Consider the following 24,724-nt stretch of genomic DNA (forward strand, 5'->3'; position numbering starts at 1 on the left):
ATGAAGTACGACACGCTGATTCGCCAGGCGCTGATCATTGATGGCAGCAACACCCCGGGCTATGTCGCCGATGTGGGGCTGCGCGGTGGGCGCATCGAGACGATCGGTGACTTGTCGACGGCCGTGGCCGAGCATGAAATCGATGCCCACGGCCGTGTGCTGGCACCGGGTTTTATCGACGTGCACACCCACGATGACACGGTGGTGATCCGTTATCCGCAGATGCTGCCCAAGCTCAGCCAGGGCGTGACCACGGTAATCGTCGGCAACTGTGGCATCAGCGCCTCGCCGGTCAGTTTGCGAGGTGATCCGCCGGACCCGATGAACCTGCTGGGCAAGCGTGAAGCGTTCAGCTACCCGCGGTTTTCCGATTACCGTGCCGCTGTGGAAAGCGCTCACCCGGCAGTCAACGTCGCGGCACTGATTGGCCATACGGCGCTGCGTAGCAACCATATGGACGACCTGCACCGCACGGCCACTGCGGATGAAATCGCCGCCATGCGCGTGCAGTTGCAAGAGAGCCTTGAGGCGGGTGCCCTGGGGTTATCCACAGGCCTGGCCTACGCCAGCGCGTTCAATGCCGAGACCGATGAAGTGCTGCAACTCAGTGAAGAACTGACGGCGTTTGGTGCGGTGTACACCACTCACTTGCGCAGCGAATTCGAGCCGGTGCTGGAGGCGATGGATGAGGCCTTTTTGATCGGCCGACATGCCAAGGCGCCTGTGATCATTTCCCACCTCAAATGCGCGGGTGCGGGAAACTGGGGGCGTAGTCCGCAGCTGTTGGCCTCGCTGGAGCACGCGGCGAAAACGCACCCGGTGGGGTGTGATTGCTACCCGTATGCGGCGAGTTCTTCGACACTGGATTTGAAGCAAGTCACCGATGCATTTCGTATCACTATCACCTGGTCGACGCCGCACCCGGAAGTGGGCGGACGTGACTTGCAGGATATCGCTGCCGAGTGGGACGTTTCGCTGCTGGACGCAGCGCGTCGCCTGCAACCGGCAGGGGCGGTGTATTACGGGATGGATGAGGCGGATGTGCGGCGCATCCTCGCGCATCCGTTGTCGATGGTGGGCTCTGATGGGTTGCCTGAAGATCCGTTCCCGCATCCGCGTTTGTGGGGCGCGTTTCCTCGGGTGTTGGGGCATTTCAGCCGGGATGTCGGGTTGTTCCCGTTGCATACGGCGGTGCACAAGATGACCGGGTTGTCGGCCGCGCGTTTTGGCCTGGCCGAGCGTGGTGAGATTCGCGAAGGGCATTGGGCCGACCTGGTGTTGTTTGACCCGTTGCGCGTGCGCGATGTGGCGGATTTCAAGGCGCCACAACGAGCGGCCGAAGGCATTGATGGCGTGTGGGTCAATGGGGTGTTGAGCTACAGCGAAGGGCAGGCCAATGGTCAGCGTCCGGGCCGGTTTTTGGCGCGCAACGGGGATTTGCGTGGTGGTTTTTCGCCTCTATAGTGAGCGCTCTCATACACGGAGCGGTCGCCATGAACTTAGGAAAAGTCACCCCCATTTTGCGGATTTTCGACGAGGCCAAGGCGTTGGAATTCTACGTTGACTTCCTGGGGTTCAAGGTCGATTGGCAGCACCGCTTCGAGGCGAATTTCCCGTTGTATCTGCAGGTGTCGTTGGGCGAGTGCGTGTTGCATTTGTCCGAGCACCATGGCGATGCGTCGCCGGGTGCGGCGGTGCGGATTCAGGCACAGGGGGTGGACGCGTATCAGCAGCAATTGCTGGGCAAGGATTACCGTTACGCCAAGCCTGGGGTTGAGGAAACGCCGTGGGGCTCGCGGGAGATGAGCATCAACGATCCGTTTGGGAATCGGCTGGTGTTTGCGGAGGACAGCGAGGGCTGATCGGCAAATCGCAGGCAATAAAAAACCGCCTTAGTGGGGCGGTTTTTTATTGCAATCCCAGTGAGTGGCTGGGGTTGCGGCCTCAAAGATGCACTGACCTGGCGAAGGATACTATCCCCAGTCATTTCATTGCGCAAGTTTGAAAAGATGATCGTTAGCGGTATTTCCTTACGTTTTTCTAATCCCGATTTCCGTTGTAACAGTTTGCAATAGAGCTCGTGATCAATACTGGATATTTGACCACTGTTCGTCACACCTTCAGGTGGGATTTTGGTTAGGCTCCTCCCTGTTCTGCGTTTGTCGCTTTAGGTGAGCCGGGTACGCGCGCGAATTTTTGGACTGACCGCCACGGGCTAGTAATCCGTGCCGGATTGATGCGGGAAGCCCACTCACCCGGCCGCCTCAAAGATGCACTGACCTGCGTCCAAAGGCTCACATGTTCCGGTAAGTGCGCTGGAGGTAAGGCCCAACTTAGGGAGGGCCGAGTATGTCTAAGTTTGTACGACGTACGTGGAACCTCGTAGTGAATGTCCTGCGTGTTTATCACGTCTGGTCATTCCTACGGGACAGCTTCGATGACCTGTAAGGTCTGAGAAGTGGGGCCGCCTCGGTTTAGACCGAGGCGGCTTTTTGGTTTCTGCGACTTGGGTTTTTATACCCGGAAGTGGCTGACCATCTGCTGCAATTGGCTGCCCAAACGCGCCAGTTCCACGCTCGACTTGGCCGTCTCGTCGCTGGCTGTAGCGGTCTGCTCCGACACATCACGCACATTCACAATACTGCGGCTGATCTCTTCGGCCACGGCACTTTGCTGTTCGGCTGCCGCGGCAATCTGCTGGTTCATCGACTGGATATTCGACACCGTACGGGTGATGTTTTCCAGGGATACACCCGCCTTACGCGTCAACTCGACACTGCTGTCGGTGAGGTTGCGGCTGTTGTTCATCACCGCGGCGACTTGCTGGGTACCGTTCTGTAAACCAGCCACCAGGCCTTCGATTTCTTCGGTGGATTTCTGCGTGCGTTGGGCCAGGCCACGCACTTCATCAGCCACCACGGCAAACCCACGGCCGGCTTCACCGGCACGCGCCGCTTCAATCGCTGCGTTGAGCGCCAGCAGGTTGGTCTGTTCGGCCACGGCCTTGATCACGTCCATCACGCTGCCGATCTTGTTGCTCTCTTGTTGCAGGTGCGTCATGGCGTCGGTGGAGCGCGCTACTTCGGCAGCCAGGCGTTCGATTTGGGCGATGGCTTCGGCCACCACTTTGTCACCTTCGCGGGCTTGGCCGTCGGCGTCGGAGGCAGCTTGGGACGCCTGCTCGGCGTTACGCGCAACTTCCTGCACGGTGGCGGTCATTTCGTGCATCGCGGTGGCGACTTGATCGGTCTCGATCTTCTGGCTGTTGACGCCGGCGCTGGTTTGCTCGGTCACGGCCGACAACTCTTCGGCAGCGCTGGCGATCTGGGTCACGCCGTCGCGGATGCCGCTGATCAGCTCACGCAACGTTGTACCCATGCGCTGGATGCCTTGTTGCAGCACACCCAGTTCGTCGCGACGGGTGACCTGAATGTTGTGGCTCAGATCGCCGGAGGCAATGCGCTCAACCACTGCCATGGTCTCTTGCAGCGGACGCGTGATCTGGCGGGTAATGACGAGTGCCGCGATGACGCCGACCAACAGTGCCAGCAAGGTGCTGATCAGTTGCAGGCTACGAGCCTGGGCGCTTTCGGCGTCGCGGCGATCAAGCTGGATATCGTAGAGCTTGTCGCTGATCGTTACGATATCGGCGCCCTGGGTGGTCATCTCGGCGCGGGCGGTGACGATATTGGCGTTGGCCGCCTTGTAGCTCTGCACGGCGCTGCGATAGGCGCCAAGTGCGGTTTCCAGCGAGGCCAATGCGGTTTGTTGTTGGGTGCCGAATGCGACGTTGAGGCCTTTCAAACCACTGATGGCTTTCTCGATTTGCGCAGCGGCGCGTGCTTCGGTTTCGGCGTTGACGTTATTGGTGTAGCCGCGTACTTCGTAGCGGGCCAATTGGAAGTCTTCCTTGGCACTGGTCACGGCTTGGAATTGAGTGAAGCGCTCTGCGCTGTCAGGCATCTGCTGCACGCCTGTTTCCAGGGCGTTGATCTGCGCATTGGCGATGTCGGCCTTGTCACCCATGACTTGGCGTGCGCTGTTGCCGTTACGGTAGGCCTCACGCATTTTGTTCAGCGACTGCTGGTAAGCGGTGATGACGGCTTTCTGGTCGGTGAGCAGCTTGCGGTTTTCCGGGCTCTTGAAGCTGTCCAGCAACTTTTGCTGCTGGGCGGCGAAGGCGTCGAGGCTCGTCTGTACGTTCTGTGCCACCGTTTCATCACCGTTGGCCAGCATGTATTGCAGACGCACGATGCGCAGCTTGGTCAGCGAGGCGTTGAGCTGGGTGATGTCACTCATCCAGTTGCTGCGGTCGATCAGGCCGCCCAGGCTGGTCCAGCCGGTGAGTGCCAGGATCGAAGTGAGGACCAGCACCAGGCCGAAGCCCAGGCCGAGTTTGAGGTTGACGCTGATGTTACCGAACCAGCTGTTCATCGAATGCTCCGCAAGAATGATGTCTGTTTGCTGGACGGTGTTGTTGTTTGAGCCAGCCAAGGTGTGTAGGGCTGTATCGGCGGCGAGGCGTCAATCTGAAATGCCTTTTGTTCGAAGTTCCGACAAACGGACCCTACTCGTAGAACGAGCAGGGCCTCTGCCTGGTTAAGGCGCCGGTATCAGGTGAATCTCGAGCTTGAGGGCTTCAATCAATTGGGATTGATAGAGGAAGCGCTTGTCGCGAATTTTTTCCCAACGCTCAATGAAAAACTGGCCCTTGTCATCTATCTGAATGGGCGTGACCACGATCTCCCCGCTGTTGGAGCGATGTACCAGGTTGGTCTCGCTGGCTGATGGGCGCTCGATCAAAAAGAAGCCTTTGGTGTGCAGACGTGTGCGGCTTGGCGGCGCTGGTGGGCGTAGGGTTGGCCGGCCGGCAACGCCGATCTCCAGCGTAAAGTCACTGCGCAGGGCCTGCGTACTGAACTCATCGACTACCCATCCACCCCGCGTTAGAGCGCGAGTTGTACCGGCGGCGGCATCGCGTACGTGCAGGCTGACGGCGTCTTGCAATTGAGCGATGCCGGGCACTAATAGATTGATGTCTGTGTGCGCGCTGCCCATGAACGCCACCCATTTGTGAGGACCGAACGCTATCTGGTCGGCCTTGATGACTTCGTTGGCGAAGTAACTGAATAACGTATGGCGTGGCGTAGCGCCGCGTGCGCCCTTGGTGTGGTAGCTGGCGGTGCAATCCAGGGCGCGCACCCGAATTCCGTATTTATTGGCGGTCTTGACCACGTTGGTGTACGTATTGGGCCCTTGGTAATTGAGCATATGGCCGTGGTCTTGCTGCTTCAGATAGGCCTTCAGATAACTCGGCATTTTCAAGCTGTCGTGCAGGATGTCCAATTCATGTTGGTGCAGGTCGGTGAGCAGATGTTCGACATAAAGGGTCTTGACCCCCTGTTGTTTCAACAGCTTCATGTGCTGAATCAGAAACTGTTTGCTCGACTGTGCCGAATGGGCTTCGCCGATCACCAGCCCGAGCTTCTGTTGATATAGGCGTTCGATAAAGTGTCGCTCACTGGTGGCCTCGGCAAGTTGGGTCAGAGAGGCACGTGGGGGTGAGGTGTAGTCGGCAAAAAAAGCCTCGGCGCGCTCTTGCAGGCGTTGTCGAATACGCACGAACTCATCGAACGCCGCTTTTCTCGGGTCTTCATTTGTCACTGAATAGCGCGAATCCAGGCCTCGGTGAGAGTCGGCCAATTGCTGCGTGTGTTTTCTCATGGCCTGGGGCATATCGAATGCGCTGTAGTGTGTTGCACTCACGGCGGCAGATGGCACTGGGGCGGGACCCGGTTTGGGGCGCGCATGATAAGGCGTCGACAGTGTGAGTTTGTAATGGCCCCTGGAAAGGGCCACTGGCTGAGTGTCGACCCAGATGCCCACTGGCTGGCCTGGTGCGACACCTTCGATGCGCACTGCGTAAGCGTTCTGTAGATCGGCCAAGCCGGGAACCTGCTCGTAGGTGCCCAAGCGATTCTGTTCAACCAAGGCGATCCAGCCTTCATCCGGGTTTTTTTGGGCATTGCGCTCGATCACCTTGTGCGAATAGAAATTCCTCACGCGGCTGGAGCGAGGGATAAAGCGCTCGCCGTCGGCCAGATCCAGCAAATGTTCCATGTGATAAGAACTGGCGGCGTCAAGCCCATCAATGGCGATGTTGTGACGGTGGGCTTGCAGCATCAGGTTGCGAAAAGTAAATGGCGCCTCGCGGGTGTAACCCATTGCCAGGTCGACACGTGCCAGATGGTCTTCGACGCGTTGCAGCGCTGCAGTCAGGTTGCCGGTAGCTTCCCGGTTGATAATTTTCAACTTGTTGCGAAACAGATCGGCCGGCAGGTTTTCGATGTACAGGCGCTTGAGGCCCAGGTTGGCCAGTTCCTGCATATTTTCGATCAGCAACTGTTTACTGGCGATGGAAGCATTGGGGGCACCGACGATCAGCCTTTTGTTCTGCCCCAGCAATATCTTGAGCATATCGGCCGGTCGAGCATCCGCCGCGATGTGCGGCAAGGTAGCCCGCGTAGGGAGTGGGGGTGGGGTCTTGAAAAACGTGTCGACATCGTTGGCCAGCCGTTCCACCTGACTCGAGTAGGCGCAATGCAGTGGGCGCAATTCATCGTAGGCATTAACCGTGGCGGCACGTGCTTCGACAATGCCCCAATCCCCTTCCAGCCTGGTCTTGAAGTCCGGGTCGAGCACGGCCCGGAACGTTCGTGCTTGATTGGCCGACACCTCGTAGATTGCCAACGTATTGTCTATCTCCTCTACCAGCGTTTGGTAAGAGTCGCGACCCCCGCCAGCCAAGCCAGAGCGCACCCAGCGCCCTTCGGCGTTCTGGTTGACCAGGCGAGCGGTGGACTGCATTTGCCCACTCACCGGATCCTGGCGATAGAGCAAGTGACGTCCCAGCGCATCCGGGGCTTGGGGTGTCCAGAATGATTGGCCATCAACCAGCACTGGTTTCATCGTGTCGGGTGGGGATGCTTGTAGTTGTTTCAGTTGTGCGGCGTTTACCGCCTCCTTTCCCGTTGTGAGCGTGGGGCGTACGGGACGCAGGGCATAGAAGGGACCGGCGATGGCGGGGCGCAAGTCAAACAGCAGAGCGCCACCCAGGTTGGCCAGGTAGCCGATGTAGTGTTGCAAGGCGCCGCCTTTGTCCCCTTGGTGGTAAGCGTCAAGGGCCAGCATGGCGTCTTTGAATGCGAGCAATCCGCCCAGGCTCAGGCTTAACGCAGGGAAGGGGATGGTGGCAATTGCGGTGACCCACTCCACGCAGGTCCAGAGAATGCCGGTGATCATTTGGGTGCGGTTGACCGTTGAACCATGCACGTCGTCGATCTTGCGTTGCAGGCTCATGTTGTAGAGGTCATGGTGCAAATCGGTCAGCGGCATGGCGTGAGTGATGCTGTCGTGACGGGCAGGGCTCGGAGTGGTGCGGTTTATGTCTTCCGGTAATCCTTTTTGCGCGCTCAGTAACCATTGATTGACCCGTGCCTGGGATTGCAGCGGCATCCGATTTGTCAGGTAGGCCAGAAAGCCGTTGTCTTTTTTTATCAAGTAGTTGAATAACTTGGCCTCACGAACGCCGATGCCATCCGGTGCATTAGGGGTATAGAGCAGTACGGGGTTGTCGGCGTGCCGAAACAGGTAGCAGCCGATTACCCACTCGCCCTCGATCGATAGACGATGCACCTGGTAGGTATTGCGGGATGCGACGGCGGTATCAGGCAGGCTGTCAATGGCGCGTTCAAGCCAAGCCAAGTCTGCGCTGGCGATGTCGCCTTGCAGCCGCGACTCCAGGGCGGCACTTTTCATCTGCAACTGAGTGATCTTGAGGGTAGCATCGCGTCGTGCGGCATAGCCTGGGCTATCGACAGATTGCAGGTTTTTGCGCACCTCGTCGGTGTAACGCTGGCCGATCCAAATTCCGGTTACCGAGCGAGCGACGTTTTGCGCGGTCAGGCGGCTCAGATCGACATCAGGTGGCCCTCGAAAGGTGGCTGAGGCGGCAAATTTTTCATTGAGAAAGCCGATACCGTCTTCGTATCCATCGCGGTACAGCTGGGTGTAGGACAGTGGCTGCGGTGCGCCACCCAAGAGCGGTTTGGGTGAGTAGGCAAATACGCTGTCCGGGTCTATATCGTTTTTGGGGCGGCTGAGCAGGGCGTTGAGGCTGAGCTTGGCCTTGTCATGCAGGAAGGCTTCAAAGCTTGGGAAGTTAGCCTCGGCGTCCGGTCGGGCATTGTAGGTATCAAGGGCTCCGGCGGCATCAGCGCTAAGGGTGGTCATGCGGGTTCGATCTGCCGACGAGGCCGAGCGATACCAGGACGGTGTGCCGTGTTCATAGTCGTCCACCAACTGGCCATCGAGCAAATGCCCCACCATGGCGTCCAGGCACTGGGTGTAGTTGCACGGTGTGCCAAACGTTACTTCCAGGTGTTCGCCTGCATCGGGTTTGAAGGTCAGAGACGTGAGGAACAGTTCCATCTTCGGTTGAAAGCGCAGAGGGGCCTGGCTCATCAAGTAGTCGTGCATGGAGCGGCCTTTGACAGGCGACTTATCGACGGCCCAAGCGAGGATATGGGTCTGGCACTCTCTTACGTTGGCGAAGGTGATAAACGATTGAGCGCGGGGTGATTCCGGAGTGCATAGCAGTATCCGTTTTGCCTCGCCTTGGGCATCGTTTTCGCGCAGCATCCAGAGGTCCTTGAGCTGCGCGCCGTGGAGTGCAACGGTGTGGGCGCGCAGGTGGGGTTGAGGTGTTTCCCGTAGATGTTCGAACAATTGATGGTCGGCTGGGCTCAGGCTCCCTTGCAGTTTGCTGATCTGGGCCAGCGTTACGAGCCGCTGGTCCAGCATCGTGTGGGCTGCCGAGCGAATTTCAGGTTTGGCCTTCATGGCTATCTGGAGCTTGGCAAAGTCCAGTCGTGGCTGCAGGTTTTCTACCAGCATGCGTACACCGACCGGTGTCAGTGCGGTGTGGGCGGCGGTCAAGGCTGCGCCTGCGTAGGTGAGCCGGGTCTGTTTTTCAAAGGTTGACCCCGGTAGTTCGTCGCCGGTGTGCAGGCCGCGCAGGCTCAGTTCAACCAGACTTTGGCGCTGCTCGTAGGTCCCAACATTAGGCACTGTACGTCGGGTGGTGACGAGCAGTTGGCCTGGGTCCAGGTCATGGATGTCCAGCTCATCGGCCAGTTGCTCGACTAAACTGAAATGTGCCAAGGATTGAGGTGTCGCTGCTGCCCCGAACAGGTCAACAAACGCATCGCGAGCCTGATTGTAAGCGCGTATTTGTTGTGCCAATGCGGACTGCTGGGTGGGCGCGGCGTTGCGGTACCAATCCGGCAGGCTGTTGTATAGGCCGAGTTCCAACAGGCGTTGCGCACGAAAATCCAGGCGCTGGGTCAGGTCGGGCAAGGCATCGGACAGTGCTTTGTCCAAGGCCATCATCAAGATGGCAGTGTCGTGCGTTGGGTTGTGGGTGAGGCTCAGTGCCAGGTCGATGTCCTGGCGACGTTTGTCGAGGATGGCGTTCCAGGTGTGTTCGAACAGTGGCTCACTTTCGATTGGCTGCAATTGGAGGGGCCAGATTCCGATGGTGTCCAACGCTTGGTAACGCACGGGTAAATGCCGGGTGATTTCTGCATGCCCGGCAGGCGACTTCAAGGCTGCCCAAAGGCCCTGCTCAAGGTCTCGTAATGAAGGAAACGCTTCCAGACCTCGGGACGGGGTGAAGAACAGCACCGGCCCTGTGTCCAAGGTACTCGTCAGGTCGCTTACCACTGGGCTGGATTGGCGGGTCAGCACAAAGGCACCGGCAAATTCGATCGTCTGCTCCTGGTAGGTGAACGTCAGGGCGTACATGCCGGGGCGCAAGGTGGGGCCGAGGGTGCATTCCTCGATCATGCGCAGGTCCGACGGGGCCAACAGGTAGTCGTCGGCGTTAAGCCGAGCTTCCTGCTCCGCGGCGGTGCTGCCTGCGGTAAAGGTCATGAAGGATTTGCGGCCCTGCCCATCGATGGTGCTGGTTTCATCCAGGGCTTGCAGTTGTTTGTTCAGGTTCGCAACCTGCTGTGCCAGCCGTCTTTTCCCCTGATCGGTCGTGAGGTCGGCTTGAGCCAAATCCTGATACAAAGCGCGCGATTGGCTGAACAAGTCGAGGTTGGCTTTTTTAAGCGTGGCATTGAGCTTTTCCAGCGCCAATAGAGCCTCTGGCAACGCAATGGGGCGCCGGGTACGGGAGCGTAGCGTGGGATCGATTTCCAGTAGATGGGTTTGTATTGTCTGGAATGTGGGTGCGGCAGGTGGGTTATTCGGTGTGCTCATCGGCACAGCTCCCATAAGGATGAAATGAATCATCAGCTTGGGGGGCTGGGCGGATGCTGCTGCGGTAGATAGCTATGCACGGGGCGTTGTGTGGGGCTCATCAACGGCCAAGGTTCTGTGCTAGTCTGCGGGCCCTTTTAGTTCTGGATGACACGGGAATAGCGGCACCTGTGCCGGTTTTTCAGTGCTGTCCTACAGCGGAGCGTTCCATGTCCGAAGTTAATCTGTCTACCGACGAAACCCGCGTCAGCTACGGTATTGGCCGTCAACTGGGCGACCAACTGCGCGACAACCCGCCACCGGGCGTAAGCATCGACGCAATCCTGGCCGGCCTGACCGACGCGTTCGCAGGTAAGCCAAGCCGTGTTGATCAAGAGCAAATGGCCGCTAGCTTCAAGGTCATCCGTGAAATCATGCAAGCCGAAGCAGCTGCCAAAGCTGAAGCCGCTGCTGGCGAAGGCCTGGCCTTCCTGGCTGAAAACGCCAAGCGTGATGGCATCACCACCCTGGCATCCGGCCTGCAATTTGAAGTGCTGACTGCAGGTACAGGCGCCAAGCCGACCCGTGAAGATCAAGTACGTACCCACTACCACGGCACCCTGATCGACGGCACTGTGTTCGACAGCTCCTACGAGCGTGGCCAGCCTGCCGAGTTCCCGGTTGGCGGCGTGATCGCCGGCTGGACCGAAGCTCTGCAACTGATGAATGCCGGCAGCAAATGGCGCCTGTATGTGCCGAGCGAACTGGCTTACGGCGCTCAAGGTGTTGGTAGCATCCCGCCGCACAGCGTTCTGGTGTTCGACGTCGAACTGCTCGACGTTCTGTAAGACGCGGTAGCAGTGGCGCTGGCTTTATGTGGGAGCTGGCTTGTCTGCGATAGCATTACCTCGGTAGCAAGTTTGACCGAGTCGTCTGCATCGCTGGCAAGCCCAGCTCCCACATGAAGCAGGTGTGTTCAGGTTTTGCGTGGTAGCTCATGGATGAAACTTGCCATGGAGCTCCGTCGCCGGGCGCAACGCTCGGGCATAGCAGAACAGAAACAGGTTACGTACCACTTCCTTCAGTACTCCAGGCTCACTGGAACTCAGGCCATTCACGTCCAGGTCGCCCTGGTCCTGCAGTTCATTCAGCGCTTCTTCCTCCAGCACCGCACAGACCTCCCCGGTTTCTCGATGCAGAATTCGCAGGTAAGGGTGTGGACGGTCCAGCCAGGCATCTATCAAATAAGTCATGGTTCACTCTCCTTGATGGGTTTCAATGAGAATAATTCTTATTCGCTGAATAGCAAGTGCCTATTGGCGATTTTCTGGTTTTTCTGTGTGGATATTGCGTTCAGTCAAGAGAGAGGGCGAAACGCCATCCCGCGGCGGGCGCGGGATGGATGTAGCAGATTCAGACTTTGCGCACGAACTCTGACTTGAGCTTCATCGGGCCGATCCCATCGATCTTGCAATCGATATCGTGGTCGCCGTCGCACAGACGGATATTCTTGACCTTGGTACCGACCTTGACTACCAGGGACGTGCCCTTGACCTTGAGGTCCTTGATCACGGTGATGGTGTCGCCGTCCTGCAGAACGTTGCCCACAGAGTCTTTCTTCACGGTTTCATCGCCGACGGCTTCGGCCTCGCCACTGGCGGACCACTCATGGGCGCATTCCGGGCAGATCAGTTGGGCGCCGTCTTCGTAGGTGTATTCGGAATTGCATTTCGGGCAGGGTGGCAACGTGCTCACTAAAGCTCCTTGAGAGTCAGGGTGACTAAAGGCGCGCATTATATAGGGTTTTAGCGAAGGAGGGGGTGTGCAGGAACCTGGCCGGTTCCTGCAGCGGGCAATCAGTGAGTACGCGCGACCGCAAACTCACTCAGCTCGACCAGGGCGTCCCGGTATTCGCTGGCGGGGAGAGCTTCGAGGCATTGGATGGCACGGGCGACATAATCGCGTGCCAGTTGTGCGGTGTAATCCAGCGAGCCCGAGGCTTCGACGGCAGCGCGGATGCTTTCCAGGTCTTCGATCCCGCCTTTCTGGATCGCCTTGCGCACCAGCGCCGCCTGTTCCGGCGTGCCTTCGCGCATGGTGTAGATCAGCGGCAAGGTTGGCTTGCCCTCGGCCAGATCGTCACCGACGTTCTTGCCCAGGGTTTCGGCGTCGCCACGGTAGTCGAGCAGGTCGTCTACCAGTTGGAACGCCACGCCCAGGTGATCACCAAAAGTGCGCAGGGCTTCGCTTTGCTCAGGTGTCGCTTCGCACAGGGCCGCAGCGCTGTGGGTCGACGCTTCGAAGAGCATCGCGGTTTTGCCGCGAATCACTTCCATGTAGGTTTCTTCGGTGGTGCTGGCGTCGCGGACTTTCGACAACTGCAACACTTCGCCTTCGGCGATGATGCGCGTGGCCTGTGAAAGAATCTTCATCACCGGCATCGAGCCCAGCTCGACCATCATTTCGAACGAGCGCGAGTACAGGAAGTCGCCTACCAACACGCTGGGGGCGTTGCCCCACATGGCATTGGCGGTCTCACGGCCACGGCGCATGCCGGACATGTCGACCACGTCGTCATGCAGCAGGGTGGCGGTGTGCAGGAATTCGATGGTGGCGGCGAGCAGGCGCAGGTCATCGCCTTCGCGGCCCAGGGCCTTGCCGCACAGCAACACTAATAAAGGACGCAGGCGTTTGCCGCCGGCCGACGTAATGTAGTCGCCAATTTTGGAGACCAGCGGCACTTTAGAAGTCAGCTGCTTCTTGATGATGACGTCGACGGCGCTAAAATCGTCCGCGACCGCGCGGTAGAAGGCTTGGGGTTGCATCAGCGACAGTCGCTCCAGAAGGGTTGCGCGGCATGCTAGGACCCACGCCCGGCACTGTCAAGGCGCGATAGACGGCCCCTTGCAAGGCTTCTTTACCTTGCGTACAATCGCGCACCCTGAACTTCCTGGGCAGCACCTGCCTTACGCAATTGCATTCGGGACGTCCATCCCATGCAGCCATGCCAGCCAATACCTTTTCTTATAAAGCGCTGGGTGAGCAGGATTATCGGAGAAATACCATGTCGTACGCAGTAATTGTTACTGGTGGCAAGCAATACAAGGTCGCCCCAGGTGAATACCTGAAGATCGAAAAACTGGAAATCGCTACCGGCGAATCCGTTACCTTTGATCGCGTTCTGTTGGTCGCCAATGGCGATGACGTGAACATCGGCGCTCCAGTTGTTGCTGGCGCTACCGTTGTGGCTGAAGTGATCTCCCAAGGTCGTCACGATAAAGTCCGCATCATCAAGTTCCGTCGTCGTAAGCACCACATGAAGCGTATGGGCCACCGCCAGTGGTACACCGAGATCAAAATCACCGGTATTCAGGCTTAATTTCAGCCTAATTCCTCACTAGGAGAATTGACTCATGGCACACAAAAAAGCTGGTGGTAGTACCCGTAACGGTCGCGACTCAGAAGCCAAACGCCTTGGCGTTAAGATGTATGGCGGCCAGAAAATCATTCCGGGCAACATCATCGTGCGTCAGCGCGGCACCCAATTCCACGCCGGTTACGGTGTTGGCATGGGTAAAGATCACACCCTCTTCGCTAAAATCGAAGGCGTGATCAAGTTTGAAGTAAAGGGCGCGTTCAACCGCCGTTACGTGAGCGTTGTCGCCGCTTAATTGCGCGATCGCTGGAAAAGCCCTGTCTCGCGACGGGGCTTTTTCGTTTGTGGAGTGAGTCTCTTGCAAAGCTGTTTGTGATGGGCTCAGGCGCTGGATTTGCGGTCGTTTTCTGAGGTCGCTGCGCTCATTTTTGCAAGAGTCTTATGTCTTGGTTTCTTAAGCTCGTCCAAGAGGCGAGAGGCGTTTTGTTATGAAGTTCGTTGATGAAGTTTCCATCCGAGTAAAAGCAGGCGACGGCGGTAACGGTTGCATGAGTTTCCGTCGCGAAAAATTCATCGAAAACGGTGGCCCTAACGGCGGTGACGGTGGTGATGGCGGTTCCATCTACATGATGGCCGACGAAAACCTCAACACCTTGGTCGACTACCGTTACACCCGGCACTTCGATGCCGAGCGTGGCTCCAACGGCGGCAGCACCGACTGCACCGGTAAAAAAGGCGAAGACCTGGTACTGCGTGTGCCGGTCGGCACCACGATTATCGACTCCGCCACCCAGGAAGTGATTGGCGACCTGACCAAGGCCGGCCAGAAACTGATGGTTGTGCAGGGCGGCTGGCACGGTCTGGGTAACACCCGATTCAAGTCCAGTACCAACCGCGCACCGCGCCAGACCACACCGGGCAAGCCGGGTGAGCAGCGTGACCTGAAGCTGGAAATGAAAGTACTGGCAGACGTAGGCCTGCTGGGCCTGCCGAACGCCGGTAAAAGTACGTTCATTCGTTCGGTCTCGGCCGCCAAGCCGAAAGTTGCCGACTACCCGTTCACCACCCTGGTGCCAAACTTGGGCGTGGTCAGCGTCGACCGTTGGAAAAGCTTCGTAATCGCCGACATTCCTGGCCTGATCGAAGGGGCTTCCGATGGCGCAGGCTTGGGTATTCGTTTCCTCAAGCACTTGTCACGTACCCGTTTGCTGCTGCACCTCGTCGACATGGCGCCACTGGATGACACCAGTGCACCGGATGCCGCCGAAGTGATTGTCAGCGAGCTGACCAAGTTCAGCCCGGCTCTGGCTGAGCGTGATCGCTGGCTGGTGCTGAACAAGTGCGACCAGATCCTTGAAGAAGAACACGAGGAGCGCGTCAAGGAAATCGTTGATCGCCTGGAATGGACGGGTCCGGTCTACGTGATCTCGGCCATCGCCAAAGAAGGCACCGAGCGCCTGACCCGCGACATCATGCGCTACCTCGAAGACCGCGCCGACCGCTTGGCGGCTGACCCGGTATTCAAGGCTGAACTGGCCGAACTCGATCAGCAGATCGAGGACGAAGCCCGTGCCCAGTTGCAGGCCCTGGACGACCAGCGTGCTCTGCGCCGCAGCGGCGTTAAGTCGGTCCATGACATCGGCGACGATGATTGGGACGAAGAAGACGTGGATGATGAAGACGGTCCGGAAATCATTTACGTGCGCGACTGATTCGTTGCAGTAAACTTAAGCGCCGCTCACTTGAGCGGCGTTTTGGTATCTGGGAATCGGTAGCCACGAATAACGTTTTGGGCGGCGCTGGGTCGCGCAGCCCTCACTCTAAGGTTGAAGATGATGCGGAGCAAAGTGACAGGTGCGCAGCGCTGGGTCGTAAAGATCGGAAGTGCGCTGCTGACGGCGGATGGCAAAGGTCTGGATCGCGCAGCCATGAGCGTCTGGGTTGAACAGATGGTGGCCTTGCATGAGGCGGGTGTTGAGTTGGTGCTGGTGTCGTCCGGGGCGGTTGCCGCCGGGATGAGCCGCCTCGGCTGGACCGCGCGACCCAGCGCGATGCATGAGCTGCAAGCCGCCGCCGCCATCGGCCAGATGGGCCTGGTGCAAGCCTGGGAATCCAGTTTTGCCGAGCACGGCCGCCATACGGCGCAGATCTTGCTGACCCACGACGACCTGTCCGACCGCAAGCGTTACCTCAATGCCCGCAGCACCTTGCGCGCGCTGGTGGAGCTCAAGGTGATCCCGGTGATCAACGAGAACGACACGGTGGTCACCGACGAAATTCGTTTCGGCGACAACGACACCCTGGCCGCGCTGGTGGCCAACCTGGTGGAGGCCGACCTGCTGGTGATCCTCACCGACCGCGACGGCATGTTCGACGCCGACCCGCGCAACAACCCTGACGCCCAATTGATCTACGAAGCCCGCGCCGATGACCCGGCGTTGGACGCCGTGGCCGGCAGTGTCGGCGGTGCCCTGGGGCGTGGCGGCATGCAGACCAAACTGCGCGCGGCACGCCTGGCCGCGCGTTCCGGCGCTCATACCATCATCGTCGGTGGGCGCCTGGAGCGTGTGCTGGACCGCCTCAAGGCCGGTGAGCGCATCGGTACGCTGTTGTCGCCGGAGCGCGGCATGCTGGCGGCGCGTAAGCAGTGGCTGGCCGGGCACCTGCAAACCCGAGGCACTCTGGTGCTGGACGATGGTGCCGTGTCGGCGCTGTCCCAAGGCAACAAGAGCCTGCTGCCGGTGGGGGTCAAATTGGTGCAGGGCAGCTTCCGCCGTGGCGAGATGGTGGTGTGCGTTGCGCCAGACGGGCGTGAGATTGCGCGCGGCCTGGCCAACTACAGTGCCCTGGAAGCGCAGAAAATCATTGGGCAGTCGTCTGACGCGATTGTCGGTCTATTGGGTTATATGGCGGAGCCTGAATTGGTGCACCGCGATAACCTGATCCTGGTTTAAACGAAGGGAATACACGATGCGTGTCATGAAGGGATTACTCGGCCTGCTGTTGGCCATGCCACTGCTGGCGTCAGCCGAAGAGATTGGCCGGGTGTCGACAGTGTTTAAATTCGTCGGCCCCAACGACCGGATTGTGGTCGAGGCGTTTGATGACCCCAAGGTCGATGGCGTGACTTGCTACCTGTCGCGCGCCAAGACCGGCGGCGTGAAAGGTGGGCTGGGCCTGGCTGAAGACCGCGCCGAAGCCTCGATTGCTTGCCGTCAGGTTGGACCGATTCGCTTCACCGGCGAACTCAAGGATGGCGACGAAGTGTTCAAGGAGCGCACCTCGCTGGTGTTCAAGACCATGCAAGTGGTGCGCTTCCTCGATAAGAAGCGCAATACCTTGGTGTACCTGGTCTACAGCGACCGCCTGATTGAGGGCAGCCCGCAAAATGCGGTGACAGCTATTCCCATTTTGCCCTGGCCGACGGCGCAATAACCGTCAGGCGAGTTTTTCAATCGGCGTCTATGATTGCAGGCTTGCGGGCTGTAATCTCGAAATGCCGCAATGCGAAGAACATGGGATATCTGGAGTTCGTCATGAGTGCTTTCCACGACCTGAAACTCAAAGCTTTAGACGGTCATGAGCTGCCGCTGGCGCCCTTCAAGGGGCAAGTTGTGCTGGTGGTCAACGTGGCCTCCAAATGTGGCTTGACCCCGCAATACGCGGCGTTGGAAAACCTCTATCAGCAGTACAAAGACCAAGGGTTTACCGTGCTCGGCTTGCCGTGCAATCAGTTTGCAGGCCAGGAGCCGGGCACCGAGGAAGAGATCCAGGCGTTTTGCAGCCTCAACTACGGTGTGACCTTTCCGTTGGGCAGCAAACTCGACGTCAATGGCCATGATCGTCATCAGCTCTATCGCTTGCTGGCGGGCGAGGGCGCCGAGTTTCCAGGGGATATCACCTGGAATTTCGAAAAATTCCTGCTGGGCAAGGATGGGCGGGTGCTTGCGCGCTTCTCACCGCGTACCGCGCCGGATGATCCGACGGTCGTGCAGGCCATCGAAAAAGCCCTCAGTTGAACCCCTCCCTGTCGGAGCCGGCTTGCCGGAACCGACAGGGGCCCCTCGCTTTTATCCCTTAATCACCCAAATCAATAGTGCTATTCAGCACTTGGCACTCCCCATATTATCTACATCATAAATACCTTTCACGTGGAGTGCTCCCATGCCTGTCCAAGCCTTGTTCAAACCCTTCCAGCTCGGTGCACTGCAACTGTCGACCCGTGTGGTCATGGCGCCAATGACCCGTTCGTTTTCCCCGGGTGGCGTACCCAACTCCAAAGTCATCGAGTACTACCGTCGCCGCGCTGCTGCCGGCGTGGGCCTGATCATCACTGAAGGCACCGTGGTGGGTCATCAAGCGTCCAACGGCTACCCTAACGTCCCGCATTTCTACGGTGAGGCCGCACTGGCTGGCTGGAAGAAAGTGGTCGACGCCGTGCACGCCGAAGGCGGCAAGATCGTACCGCAGTTGTGGCACGTAGGCAGCGTGCGCCGTATCGGCACAGAGCCTGACGCCAGCGTGCCGGCCTACGGCCCGATGGAAAAACTCAAGGACGGCAAAGTGGTTGTCCACGGCATGACCACTCAAGATATCAAGGACGTGATCAACGCCTTTGCCCAAGCCGCCAAGGATGCCCAGAGCATCGGCATGGATGGCGTGGAAATCCACGGCGCCCACGGCTATCTGGTCGACCAGTTCTTCTGGGAGGGCAGCAACCAGCGCACTGACGAGTACGGTGGTAACCTGGCCAACCGTTCGCGCTTTGCCATTGAGCTGATCCAGGCCACTCGCGCCGCGGTGGGGCCGAACTTCCCGATCATCTTGCGTTTCTCCCAGTGGAAGCAGCAGGACTACACCGCCCGCCTGGTGCAAACACCTGAGGCCTTGGGTGAGTTCCTCAAGCCGTTGTCCGACGCAGGCGTGGATATTTTCCACTGCTCCACTCGTCGTTTCTGGGAGCCGGAATTCGAAGGTTCCGACCTCAATCTGGCCGGCTGGACCCGTCAGCTCACCGGTAAGCCGACTATCACTGTCGGCAGCGTCGGCCTGGATGGTGAGTTCTTGCAGTTCATGGTCAATACCGACAAGGTCGCGCAACCGGCCAGCCTGGAAAAACTGCTGGAGCGCCTGAACAACGACGAGTTCGACCTGGTCGCCGTGGGCCGTGCCCTGCTGGTAGATCCGGATTGGGCCGTGAAGGTGCGCGAAGGTCGCGAAGGTGACATCCTGCCGTTCAGTCGTGAGGCGTTGACGACCCTGGTGTAAGCGGCGACAGGACGGGCACCGGGTGCCCGTCCTTGCACACCCCACGTAGCTGTCGTTCGAACTGTTCGATAATTGCCGGCCAACCCTGGCGACTGGCATGTTGGCGGGCATTCAGGCGCATGCGGCGCAGACTTTCTGCGTCTTCCAGCAACCAGTTGGCCGCATCGCAAAACGCGTCCTCGTCCCCAGGCATCGCCAGCACGCCGTTGTAGCCATGGCGAATATGTTGGGTCGCCGCCGCCTGATCGTAAGCCACTACACCCAACCCTGAGGCCATGGCTTCCAACACCACGTTGCCGAAGGTTTCGGTCAGGCTGGGGAACAGGAACACATCGCCCGAAGCGTAGTGCCGCGCCAGTTCTTCACCGCGTAAAGTGCCGCAGAAAATTGCCTCCGGCAGTTCCTTTTCCAGCATTGCCCGTTGCGGGCCATCGCCGACGATAATCAGCTTCATCTGGCGCAGTGGATAGGTGTCTTGCAAGGCCTCAAAGCAGCGTTTGAGCAGCCCCAGGTTTTTCTCCTGCGCGAGCCGGCCTACATGCAGCACGGCGATTTGCTCACTGTTCAATGCCCAGCTTTCACGCAACGCATTATCACGCTTGGCAGGATGGAACAGTTGGCTATCGACCCCGCGCGACAACATCCCCAAGCGCTCGAAACTCCGGCGCTCCAGCTCCAGGCGTTGGCTGGCGCTCGGTACCAGGGTCAATGTCGAGCGGTTATGGAACCAGCGTAAATAGTGGGTAACCATGCGGCTCAGCAGGCTCAAACCATATTGGTTCGAATACTGCTGAAAATTGGTGTGGAAGCCACTGACCACGCTGATCCCCAGGCGACGCGCTGCGCGCAAGGCGGATAAACCCAGTGGTCCTTCGGTGGCGATATACAGCACGTCCGGGCGCTGACGCGTCCAGCGTCGCAGCAATTTATGCATCGACGATTGGCCCCATTGCAGGCCCGGATAACCCGGCAGCGGCCAGCCGCGACACAGCAGCAATGCGTCGTCGCTGGGGCGGGTCTGATCGCTGCCCTGGCGAGGGCGCACCAGCTCAACTTGATGGCCACGCGCGCGCAAACCGTCACACAGGCGGCCAAGGGTATTGGCCACCCCGTTGATCTCCGGCGGGAAGGTTTCGGTAATCAGAGTGATGTGAAGCGAGGCTGTCGTCATGGCCCACAGTGTCACTGTGGGCCATGTCGTCATTGTGTCATTGAGATGATGGATTTATGACGCAGCCACATTCTGTCGCGCCATTGCCTCGGCGCCTTGCTCACGGACCCAGAACAGCGTGGCCCCAGCTACCGCCGCCGGCATCATCAGCAGATTAACCACCGGCACCAGCAGCACCAGGTAGACGATGCCGCCAAAACTCATGCTCTGCCAGCGCTTCTGGCGCAGCCAGGCGAGCATTTCGTTCCAGCCCAGCTTGTGGTTGTCGGCCGGGTAGTCGATGTATTGGATCGCCATCATCCACACACCAAACAGCAGCCACAGCGGTGCGGCGATCAGGTTGACCACCGGAATGAACGACAAGATGAACAGGCCGATGGCTCGGGGCAGGAAGTAGCCCAACTTACGCATTTCCCGCGCCAGGGTGCGCGGCACCATGGCCACCAGTTCGCCCCAACTGAACGATGGAAAATCATCAGTGCCCCTCACCACCACCTCGACCTTTTCGGCAAGAAAGCCGTTGAATGGTGCGGCGATGACATTGGCGAGCATGGTGAAGGTGAAAAACACCATCAGCACCACCAGCACCACAAACAACGGCCATAGCAGGTAATTCAGAAAACTCAGCCAACTCGGCAGCGTCGGCATCAAGTGGTCGACCCACAAGCTGAACTGATGGCCGGCGAAATAGATCAAGCCGACGAACAGCACCAGGTTGATTGCCAGCGGCAGCAGCACAAACAGGCGCAAGCCAGGGCTCAACACCAGTTTGAGGCCTTCACGCAGGTATTGCGGGCCGGAAAGAGCAGGGGCGGGCATGGAGAACTCCGAGCAGGATGACGAACGCGCCGACCTTACCGGCTTTGCATTCAAGGCGAAAGCGCGGTCGGTGTGACGACATCAACGGTAACAAAGGCGTCGATTAACCGAGCCGACTGCATAGAGACCGCCTATGAGCTGGATTGTTATTCCGTATTTCCTTAATCTTGCCCCCCTCGATACGCTGCACCCATTATTTTTCAGGGCCTGCGAGTTGAAGCCTTCCCCAAGTGCTTCGCGGTCCTTTTTTATTCCAGCCGCTCTGTGGTCCGGGCGGTCGATAGGAGTGAGTCATGTCTGATACCCGTCATTCGCGAGTGATTATTCTCGGTTCCGGCCCTGCCGGTTACAGCGCTGCCGTCTACGCTGCCCGGGCCAACCTCAAGCCGCTGCTGATCACCGGCATGCAGGCGGGCGGTCAGTTGACCACCACCACTGAAGTCGACAACTGGCCGGGCGACGTCCACGGCCTGACCGGCCCGGTGCTGATGGAGCGTATGAAAGAACACGCCGAGCGCTTTGAAACCGAGATCGTCTTCGACCATATCAACAAAGTCGATTTCTCGAAAAAGCCTTACAGCCTGACCGGCGACAGCGGCGTTTACACCTGTGACGCGTTGATCATCGCCACCGGCGCCAGCGCGCGTTACCTGGGCTTGCCATCGGAAGAAGCGTTCATGGGCAAGGGCGTTTCCGCCTGCGCGACCTGCGACGGTTTCTTCTACCGCAACAAGCCGGTCGCTGTAGTCGGCGGCGGCAACACGGCCGTTGAAGAGGCGCTGTACCTGGCCAACATCGCCAGCACCGTGACCCTGGTTCACCGCCGCGAGACCTTCCGCGCCGAGAAAATCCTGATCGACAAGCTGCACGCCCGTGTGGCTGAAGGCAAGATCATCCTCAAGCTCAACGCCACCCTGGACGAAGTCCTGGGCGACAACATGGGCGTGACCGGTGCTCGCCTGAAAAACAACGACGGCAGCTTCGACGAACTGAAAGTCGACGGCGTGTTCATCGCCATTGGCCACACTCCGAACACTTCGCTGTTCGAAGGCGTGCTGGACGCTAAAGACGGTTACCTGATTGTTCAGGGCGGCCGTGAAGGCAATGCCACTGCGACCAATATTGAAGGCATCTTTGCCGCCGGTGACGTGGCTGACCACGTGTATCGTCAGGCCATCACCTCGGCCGGCGCTGGTTGCATGGCAGCTTTGGATGCCGAGCGTTACCTCGACGGTTTGAAGGACGCTGGGTTCTGAACCCGCTGAAATAAAAAAACCGGCCGCGAGGCCGGTTTTTTTATGCAGATCATTCCCACGCTCTGCGTGGTAACGCCGCCCCGGACGCTCCGCGTCCCGCTGACGGCGCAAGTTTCAAATCTGGCGCTAGGGTGACGCAGAGCGTCACAGGATGCATTCCCACGCAGAGCGTGGGAACGAGCATCAGCGGCGGGTCAGGGGTTGTGCAGTGAACTTAACGCCTGCCAAACCATGCGCGATCAACGCACGAATATTCCCATGGTCACTGCCTTGCGGCGTCGCCACTACCGAACGGTAATGCTCACCGAACGCCAGCAACGCTTCCAGGTCGCTCAAACCTTCCAGCAGTGCCAAACCCAGGGTCTTGCACGAACCTTCGTTCTGCCCGGCCGCATTTTCCACGCTGCCATTAGCGAAGGCTTGTGGCTGGTAGTCATAACCTGCGGCGACAAAGGCCAGGGTATCGGCAAAGACGTGTTCGCCGCTGTTGAGGCTGGCGCGCAGGGTGTTCAAGTCAGTCATGGGTTTTTCCTTTGGCGAACGCTGCTTGTTGGTCAGCGTTGGCTTCTTTCTGGTATTGGGCTTTCCACTCGGCGTACGGCATGCCGTATACCACTTCACGGGCGTCATCGAGGCTCAGCTCGATGTGGCGCTCGTCGGCCTCGGCCTTGTACCACTTGGACAAGCAGTTACGGCAGAAGCCGGAGAGGTTCATCAGGTCGATGTTCTGCACATCCTTGCGGCTGTCCAGGTGCGCCACCAGCCGGCGGAAGGCGGCGGCTTCGAGTTCGAGGCGTTGTTGATCGTTCATAGGGCTCACTGCAGATTCAGGGGTTAGCGACTGGCTGCCAGGGTAATCGAAACCGACTCGGCAAAACGCAGCGCGTGGGGCTTGTCCACTTCGACCTCGGCGTACAGCACTGACTCATTGCTCATTACCAAGTCTAATAGCTCCTGAGTCAGGCGCTCCAACAGGGCGAAGCGGTTGCCTTCCACATGGGCAATGATTGCCTTGGTGATGGTGCGGTAGTTCAGTGCGTGGTCGATATCGTTGTCGCGCACTGCTTCCTGGGCGGCATACAGGATGGTCAGGTTAATCAACACATCCTGCTTGTTGAGGATCTCGTCCTCGTTGATACCGATGTAGGTGCGCAGGCACAGGTCCTTGACCCGGATGCGCGCCATGCCTGGTTGAAGTTGTGGCATTACTACTTGCTCCGTCCAATCAGTTGCAGGAACTCCATGCGCGTGGTGTTCGACTCGCGGAAAGCGCCGAGCATCACCGAGGTGTTCATGGTTGAATTCTGTTTTTCCACGCCGCGCATCATCATGCACATGTGCTTGGCTTCGATCACCACCGCCACGCCGGCGGCCTGGGTGACCTGCTGGATCGCATCGGCGATTTGCCGTGTGAGGTTTTCCTGGATCTGCAGGCGCCGCGCGAACATGTCGACAATGCGCGCCAGCTTCGACAGGCCCAGCACCTTGCCGGTCGGAATATAGGCGACATGGGCCTTGCCGATAAAGGGCAGCAGGTGATGCTCGCACAGCGAGTACAACTCGATGTCCTTGAGGATCACCATCTCGTCATTATCGGAGGAGAACAGTGCGCCGTTGACGATTTCTTCCAGGTTTTGCTCGTAGCCATGACACAGATACTGCATGGCCTTGGCGGCACGCTTGGGGGTGTCGAGCAGTCCTTCGCGCTCCGGGTCTTCGCCCAGGCCTTTGAGAATCTCGCGGTAGTGTTGGGGCAGGGATAAGGTCATACAACATCCTCACAAACGGCTTACTTGATATGCCGCCCGCCGTTGACGGTCAGGGTGGTACCGGTGACATAAGGGTTATCCAGCAGGTAACGCACGCTCTGGTAGATCACCTCGGGCCCGGGTTCGATGCCCAGTGCGGACTTGGCCAGAACCTTGGCGCGGTAGGCCGCGTCGTCGCCCTCATTGAACATCACCATCGCCGGGGCGATGCCGTTGACCTTGATCAGCGGCGCGAACTGCGCGGCAAACGACAACGTGAGGCTGTCGAGCCCGGCCTTGGTGGCGCAATAGGCGATATGTTGGCGGCTGCCCTTGCGCACCACGTCATCGCTGATGTGCACGATATCGGCAGGTGAAGAACGTTGAAGCAAGGGTGAACAATGCAGGTTGATCAGGTACGGCGCAAGCATGTGCACGCTGAACATGTCGGTAAAGGCACGGCTTTCGTCGCCCGGCGTTTCTGCGATCCACGCCGAGGCGTTGTGGATGATCGCGCGCAGGCTTTGGGTCTGGCTGTTCAGTTCAGCGATAAACGCAAGAATCCCCGACTCGCTGGAGAAATCGGCAAACACGCCGACCGCGCCGCGCTCGCGCAATGCCTGCACGCCGGGGCGTTCACTGCGGTAGCTGAAAATCACCGAGTGGCCCTCGTCCAACAGGCGCTGGGCGCAATACAGGCCGACACGCTGGCCGGCACCGGTGATCAGGATCGGGGCGTTCGTTGCAGTCATGGGAGGCTCAAGTCGCTGGCAGATTGAAA

The 24,724-nt window shown here is 58.9% G+C and carries 23 protein-coding genes and 1 pseudogene; 11 read left to right on the forward strand and 13 right to left on the reverse strand.

Annotation, left to right across the window (positions count from 1 at the left end; translation table 11 throughout):
- Together BFL40_RS20425 and BFL40_RS20430 are read left to right on the forward strand one after the other, a co-directional pair.
- A complete protein-coding gene (locus BFL40_RS20425; protein ID WP_071485634.1) occupies positions 1-1,464 on the forward strand; it encodes an N-acyl-D-amino-acid deacylase family protein in 1,464 nt (487 codons plus the stop codon).
- A 29-nt stretch (positions 1,465-1,493) separates the two neighbouring features.
- The gene (locus tag BFL40_RS20430; protein ID WP_071485635.1) at positions 1,494-1,862 is read left to right on the forward strand and encodes a glyoxalase superfamily protein; all 369 of its coding nucleotides are present in this window, start codon (positions 1,494-1,496) and stop codon (positions 1,860-1,862) included.
- Positions 1,863-2,514: 652 nt separating this feature from the next.
- On the opposite strand, the gene BFL40_RS34635 is transcribed toward BFL40_RS20430, so the two are convergent.
- The 3 genes and pseudogenes from BFL40_RS34635 to BFL40_RS20440 all read right to left on the reverse strand — a co-directional run bounded on the left by BFL40_RS34635 (position 2,515) and on the right by BFL40_RS20440 (position 10,326).
- On the reverse strand, positions 2,515-3,378 hold the full coding sequence (locus BFL40_RS34635; RefSeq protein ID WP_439896726.1) for a methyl-accepting chemotaxis protein: 864 nt from the start codon (positions 3,376-3,378) through the stop codon (positions 2,515-2,517).
- Positions 3,370-4,434: pseudogene (locus BFL40_RS34640) on the reverse strand (methyl-accepting chemotaxis protein); the annotation flags it as partial. The gene BFL40_RS34635 and the pseudogene BFL40_RS34640, both read right to left, overlap by 9 nt.
- 165 nt (positions 4,435-4,599) lie before the next feature.
- On the reverse strand, positions 4,600-10,326 hold the full coding sequence (locus tag BFL40_RS20440) for a membrane-targeted effector domain-containing toxin (RefSeq protein WP_071485637.1): 5,727 nt from the start codon (positions 10,324-10,326) through the stop codon (positions 4,600-4,602).
- A 209-nt stretch (positions 10,327-10,535) separates the two neighbouring features.
- Here BFL40_RS20440 and bamJ point away from each other — a divergent pair, with 209 nt between their 5' ends.
- Positions 10,536-11,153 carry a BamJ family beta-barrel-assembly machinery protein gene (gene bamJ / locus BFL40_RS20445; protein WP_071485638.1) on the forward strand — a complete coding sequence of 206 codons (618 nt, stop codon included), beginning with the start codon at positions 10,536-10,538 and terminating at the stop codon, positions 11,151-11,153.
- Positions 11,154-11,300: 147 nt separating this feature from the next.
- On the opposite strand, the gene BFL40_RS20450 is transcribed toward bamJ, so the two are convergent.
- The 3 genes from BFL40_RS20450 to BFL40_RS20460 all read right to left on the reverse strand — a co-directional run bounded on the left by BFL40_RS20450 (position 11,301) and on the right by BFL40_RS20460 (position 13,130).
- Positions 11,301-11,558 (reverse strand): PA4570 family protein, encoded by a 258-nt coding sequence (locus BFL40_RS20450; RefSeq protein WP_017735021.1) that lies wholly within the window; start codon positions 11,556-11,558, stop codon positions 11,301-11,303.
- Positions 11,559-11,718: 160 nt separating this feature from the next.
- Positions 11,719-12,060, reverse strand: a complete 342-nt coding sequence (locus BFL40_RS20455) for a zinc ribbon domain-containing protein YjdM (protein WP_071485639.1) — start codon at positions 12,058-12,060, stop codon at positions 11,719-11,721.
- 101 nt (positions 12,061-12,161) lie between these two features.
- A complete protein-coding gene (locus tag BFL40_RS20460) occupies positions 12,162-13,130 on the reverse strand; it encodes a polyprenyl synthetase family protein (RefSeq protein ID WP_071485640.1) in 969 nt (322 codons plus the stop codon).
- A 239-nt stretch (positions 13,131-13,369) separates the two neighbouring features.
- Here BFL40_RS20460 and rplU point away from each other — a divergent pair, with 239 nt between their 5' ends.
- From rplU to BFL40_RS20495, 7 genes are all read left to right on the forward strand, one after another.
- On the forward strand, positions 13,370-13,684 hold the full coding sequence (rplU, locus tag BFL40_RS20465) for a 50S ribosomal protein L21 (protein WP_003176051.1): 315 nt from the start codon (positions 13,370-13,372) through the stop codon (positions 13,682-13,684).
- A 34-nt stretch (positions 13,685-13,718) separates the two neighbouring features.
- A complete protein-coding gene (rpmA, locus tag BFL40_RS20470; protein WP_003176049.1) occupies positions 13,719-13,976 on the forward strand; it encodes a 50S ribosomal protein L27 in 258 nt (85 codons plus the stop codon).
- Between the two features lie 193 nt (positions 13,977-14,169).
- The gene (gene cgtA, locus BFL40_RS20475; RefSeq protein ID WP_015885843.1) at positions 14,170-15,393 is read left to right on the forward strand and encodes an Obg family GTPase CgtA; all 1,224 of its coding nucleotides are present in this window, start codon (positions 14,170-14,172) and stop codon (positions 15,391-15,393) included.
- A 123-nt stretch (positions 15,394-15,516) separates the two neighbouring features.
- On the forward strand, positions 15,517-16,635 hold the full coding sequence (proB, locus tag BFL40_RS20480) for a glutamate 5-kinase (protein ID WP_026013771.1): 1,119 nt from the start codon (positions 15,517-15,519) through the stop codon (positions 16,633-16,635).
- Between the two features lie 16 nt (positions 16,636-16,651).
- Positions 16,652-17,116 carry a CreA family protein gene (locus tag BFL40_RS20485; protein WP_071485641.1) on the forward strand — a complete coding sequence of 155 codons (465 nt, stop codon included), beginning with the start codon at positions 16,652-16,654 and terminating at the stop codon, positions 17,114-17,116.
- Positions 17,117-17,217: 101 nt separating this feature from the next.
- On the forward strand, positions 17,218-17,700 hold the full coding sequence (locus tag BFL40_RS20490) for a glutathione peroxidase (protein ID WP_071485642.1): 483 nt from the start codon (positions 17,218-17,220) through the stop codon (positions 17,698-17,700).
- 145 nt (positions 17,701-17,845) lie between these two features.
- On the forward strand, positions 17,846-18,949 hold the full coding sequence (locus BFL40_RS20495) for an NADH:flavin oxidoreductase (protein WP_071485643.1): 1,104 nt from the start codon (positions 17,846-17,848) through the stop codon (positions 18,947-18,949).
- Here BFL40_RS20495 and BFL40_RS20500 read toward each other — a convergent pair.
- Complete coding sequence (locus BFL40_RS20500) at positions 18,918-20,120, reverse strand: glycosyltransferase family 4 protein (RefSeq protein ID WP_071485644.1); 1,203 nt, start codon at positions 20,118-20,120, stop codon at positions 18,918-18,920. The two genes, BFL40_RS20495 and BFL40_RS20500, sit on opposite strands and share 32 nt — an antisense overlap.
- A gap of 54 nt (positions 20,121-20,174) precedes the next feature.
- Positions 20,175-20,939: a sulfate transporter CysZ gene (cysZ, locus tag BFL40_RS20505; RefSeq protein ID WP_071485645.1), complete on the reverse strand. Its 765-nt coding sequence runs from the start codon at positions 20,937-20,939 to the stop codon at positions 20,175-20,177.
- Positions 20,940-21,232: 293 nt separating this feature from the next.
- Here cysZ and trxB point away from each other — a divergent pair, with 293 nt between their 5' ends.
- Positions 21,233-22,195 (forward strand): thioredoxin-disulfide reductase, encoded by a 963-nt coding sequence (gene trxB / locus BFL40_RS20510; protein ID WP_071485646.1) that lies wholly within the window; start codon positions 21,233-21,235, stop codon positions 22,193-22,195.
- A gap of 183 nt (positions 22,196-22,378) precedes the next feature.
- On the opposite strand, the gene BFL40_RS20515 is transcribed toward trxB, so the two are convergent.
- The 5 genes from BFL40_RS20515 to folM are packed head-to-tail and all read right to left on the reverse strand — an operon-like array spanning position 22,379 to position 24,695.
- Entirely contained in the window at positions 22,379-22,717 is a 339-nt protein-coding gene (locus BFL40_RS20515; protein WP_071485647.1) for a HopJ type III effector protein, read from the reverse strand.
- Complete coding sequence (locus BFL40_RS20520) at positions 22,710-23,006, reverse strand: DUF1244 domain-containing protein (RefSeq protein WP_071485648.1); 297 nt, start codon at positions 23,004-23,006, stop codon at positions 22,710-22,712. The genes BFL40_RS20515 and BFL40_RS20520 overlap by 8 nt, the downstream gene beginning before the upstream one ends.
- A gap of 23 nt (positions 23,007-23,029) precedes the next feature.
- Positions 23,030-23,401, reverse strand: a complete 372-nt coding sequence (gene folX / locus BFL40_RS20525) for a dihydroneopterin triphosphate 2'-epimerase (protein ID WP_003176029.1) — start codon at positions 23,399-23,401, stop codon at positions 23,030-23,032.
- Between the two features lie 2 nt (positions 23,402-23,403).
- A complete protein-coding gene (gene folE, locus BFL40_RS20530; protein ID WP_071485649.1) occupies positions 23,404-23,964 on the reverse strand; it encodes a GTP cyclohydrolase I FolE in 561 nt (186 codons plus the stop codon).
- A gap of 20 nt (positions 23,965-23,984) precedes the next feature.
- Positions 23,985-24,695: a dihydromonapterin reductase gene (gene folM, locus BFL40_RS20535; RefSeq protein ID WP_071485650.1), complete on the reverse strand. Its 711-nt coding sequence runs from the start codon at positions 24,693-24,695 to the stop codon at positions 23,985-23,987.
- Between the last annotated feature and the right edge of the window lie 29 nt (positions 24,696-24,724).

Source organism: Pseudomonas costantinii (assembly GCF_001870435.1).
In the GTDB taxonomy this organism is placed as follows: Bacteria; Pseudomonadota; Gammaproteobacteria; order Pseudomonadales; family Pseudomonadaceae; genus Aquipseudomonas; species Aquipseudomonas costantinii.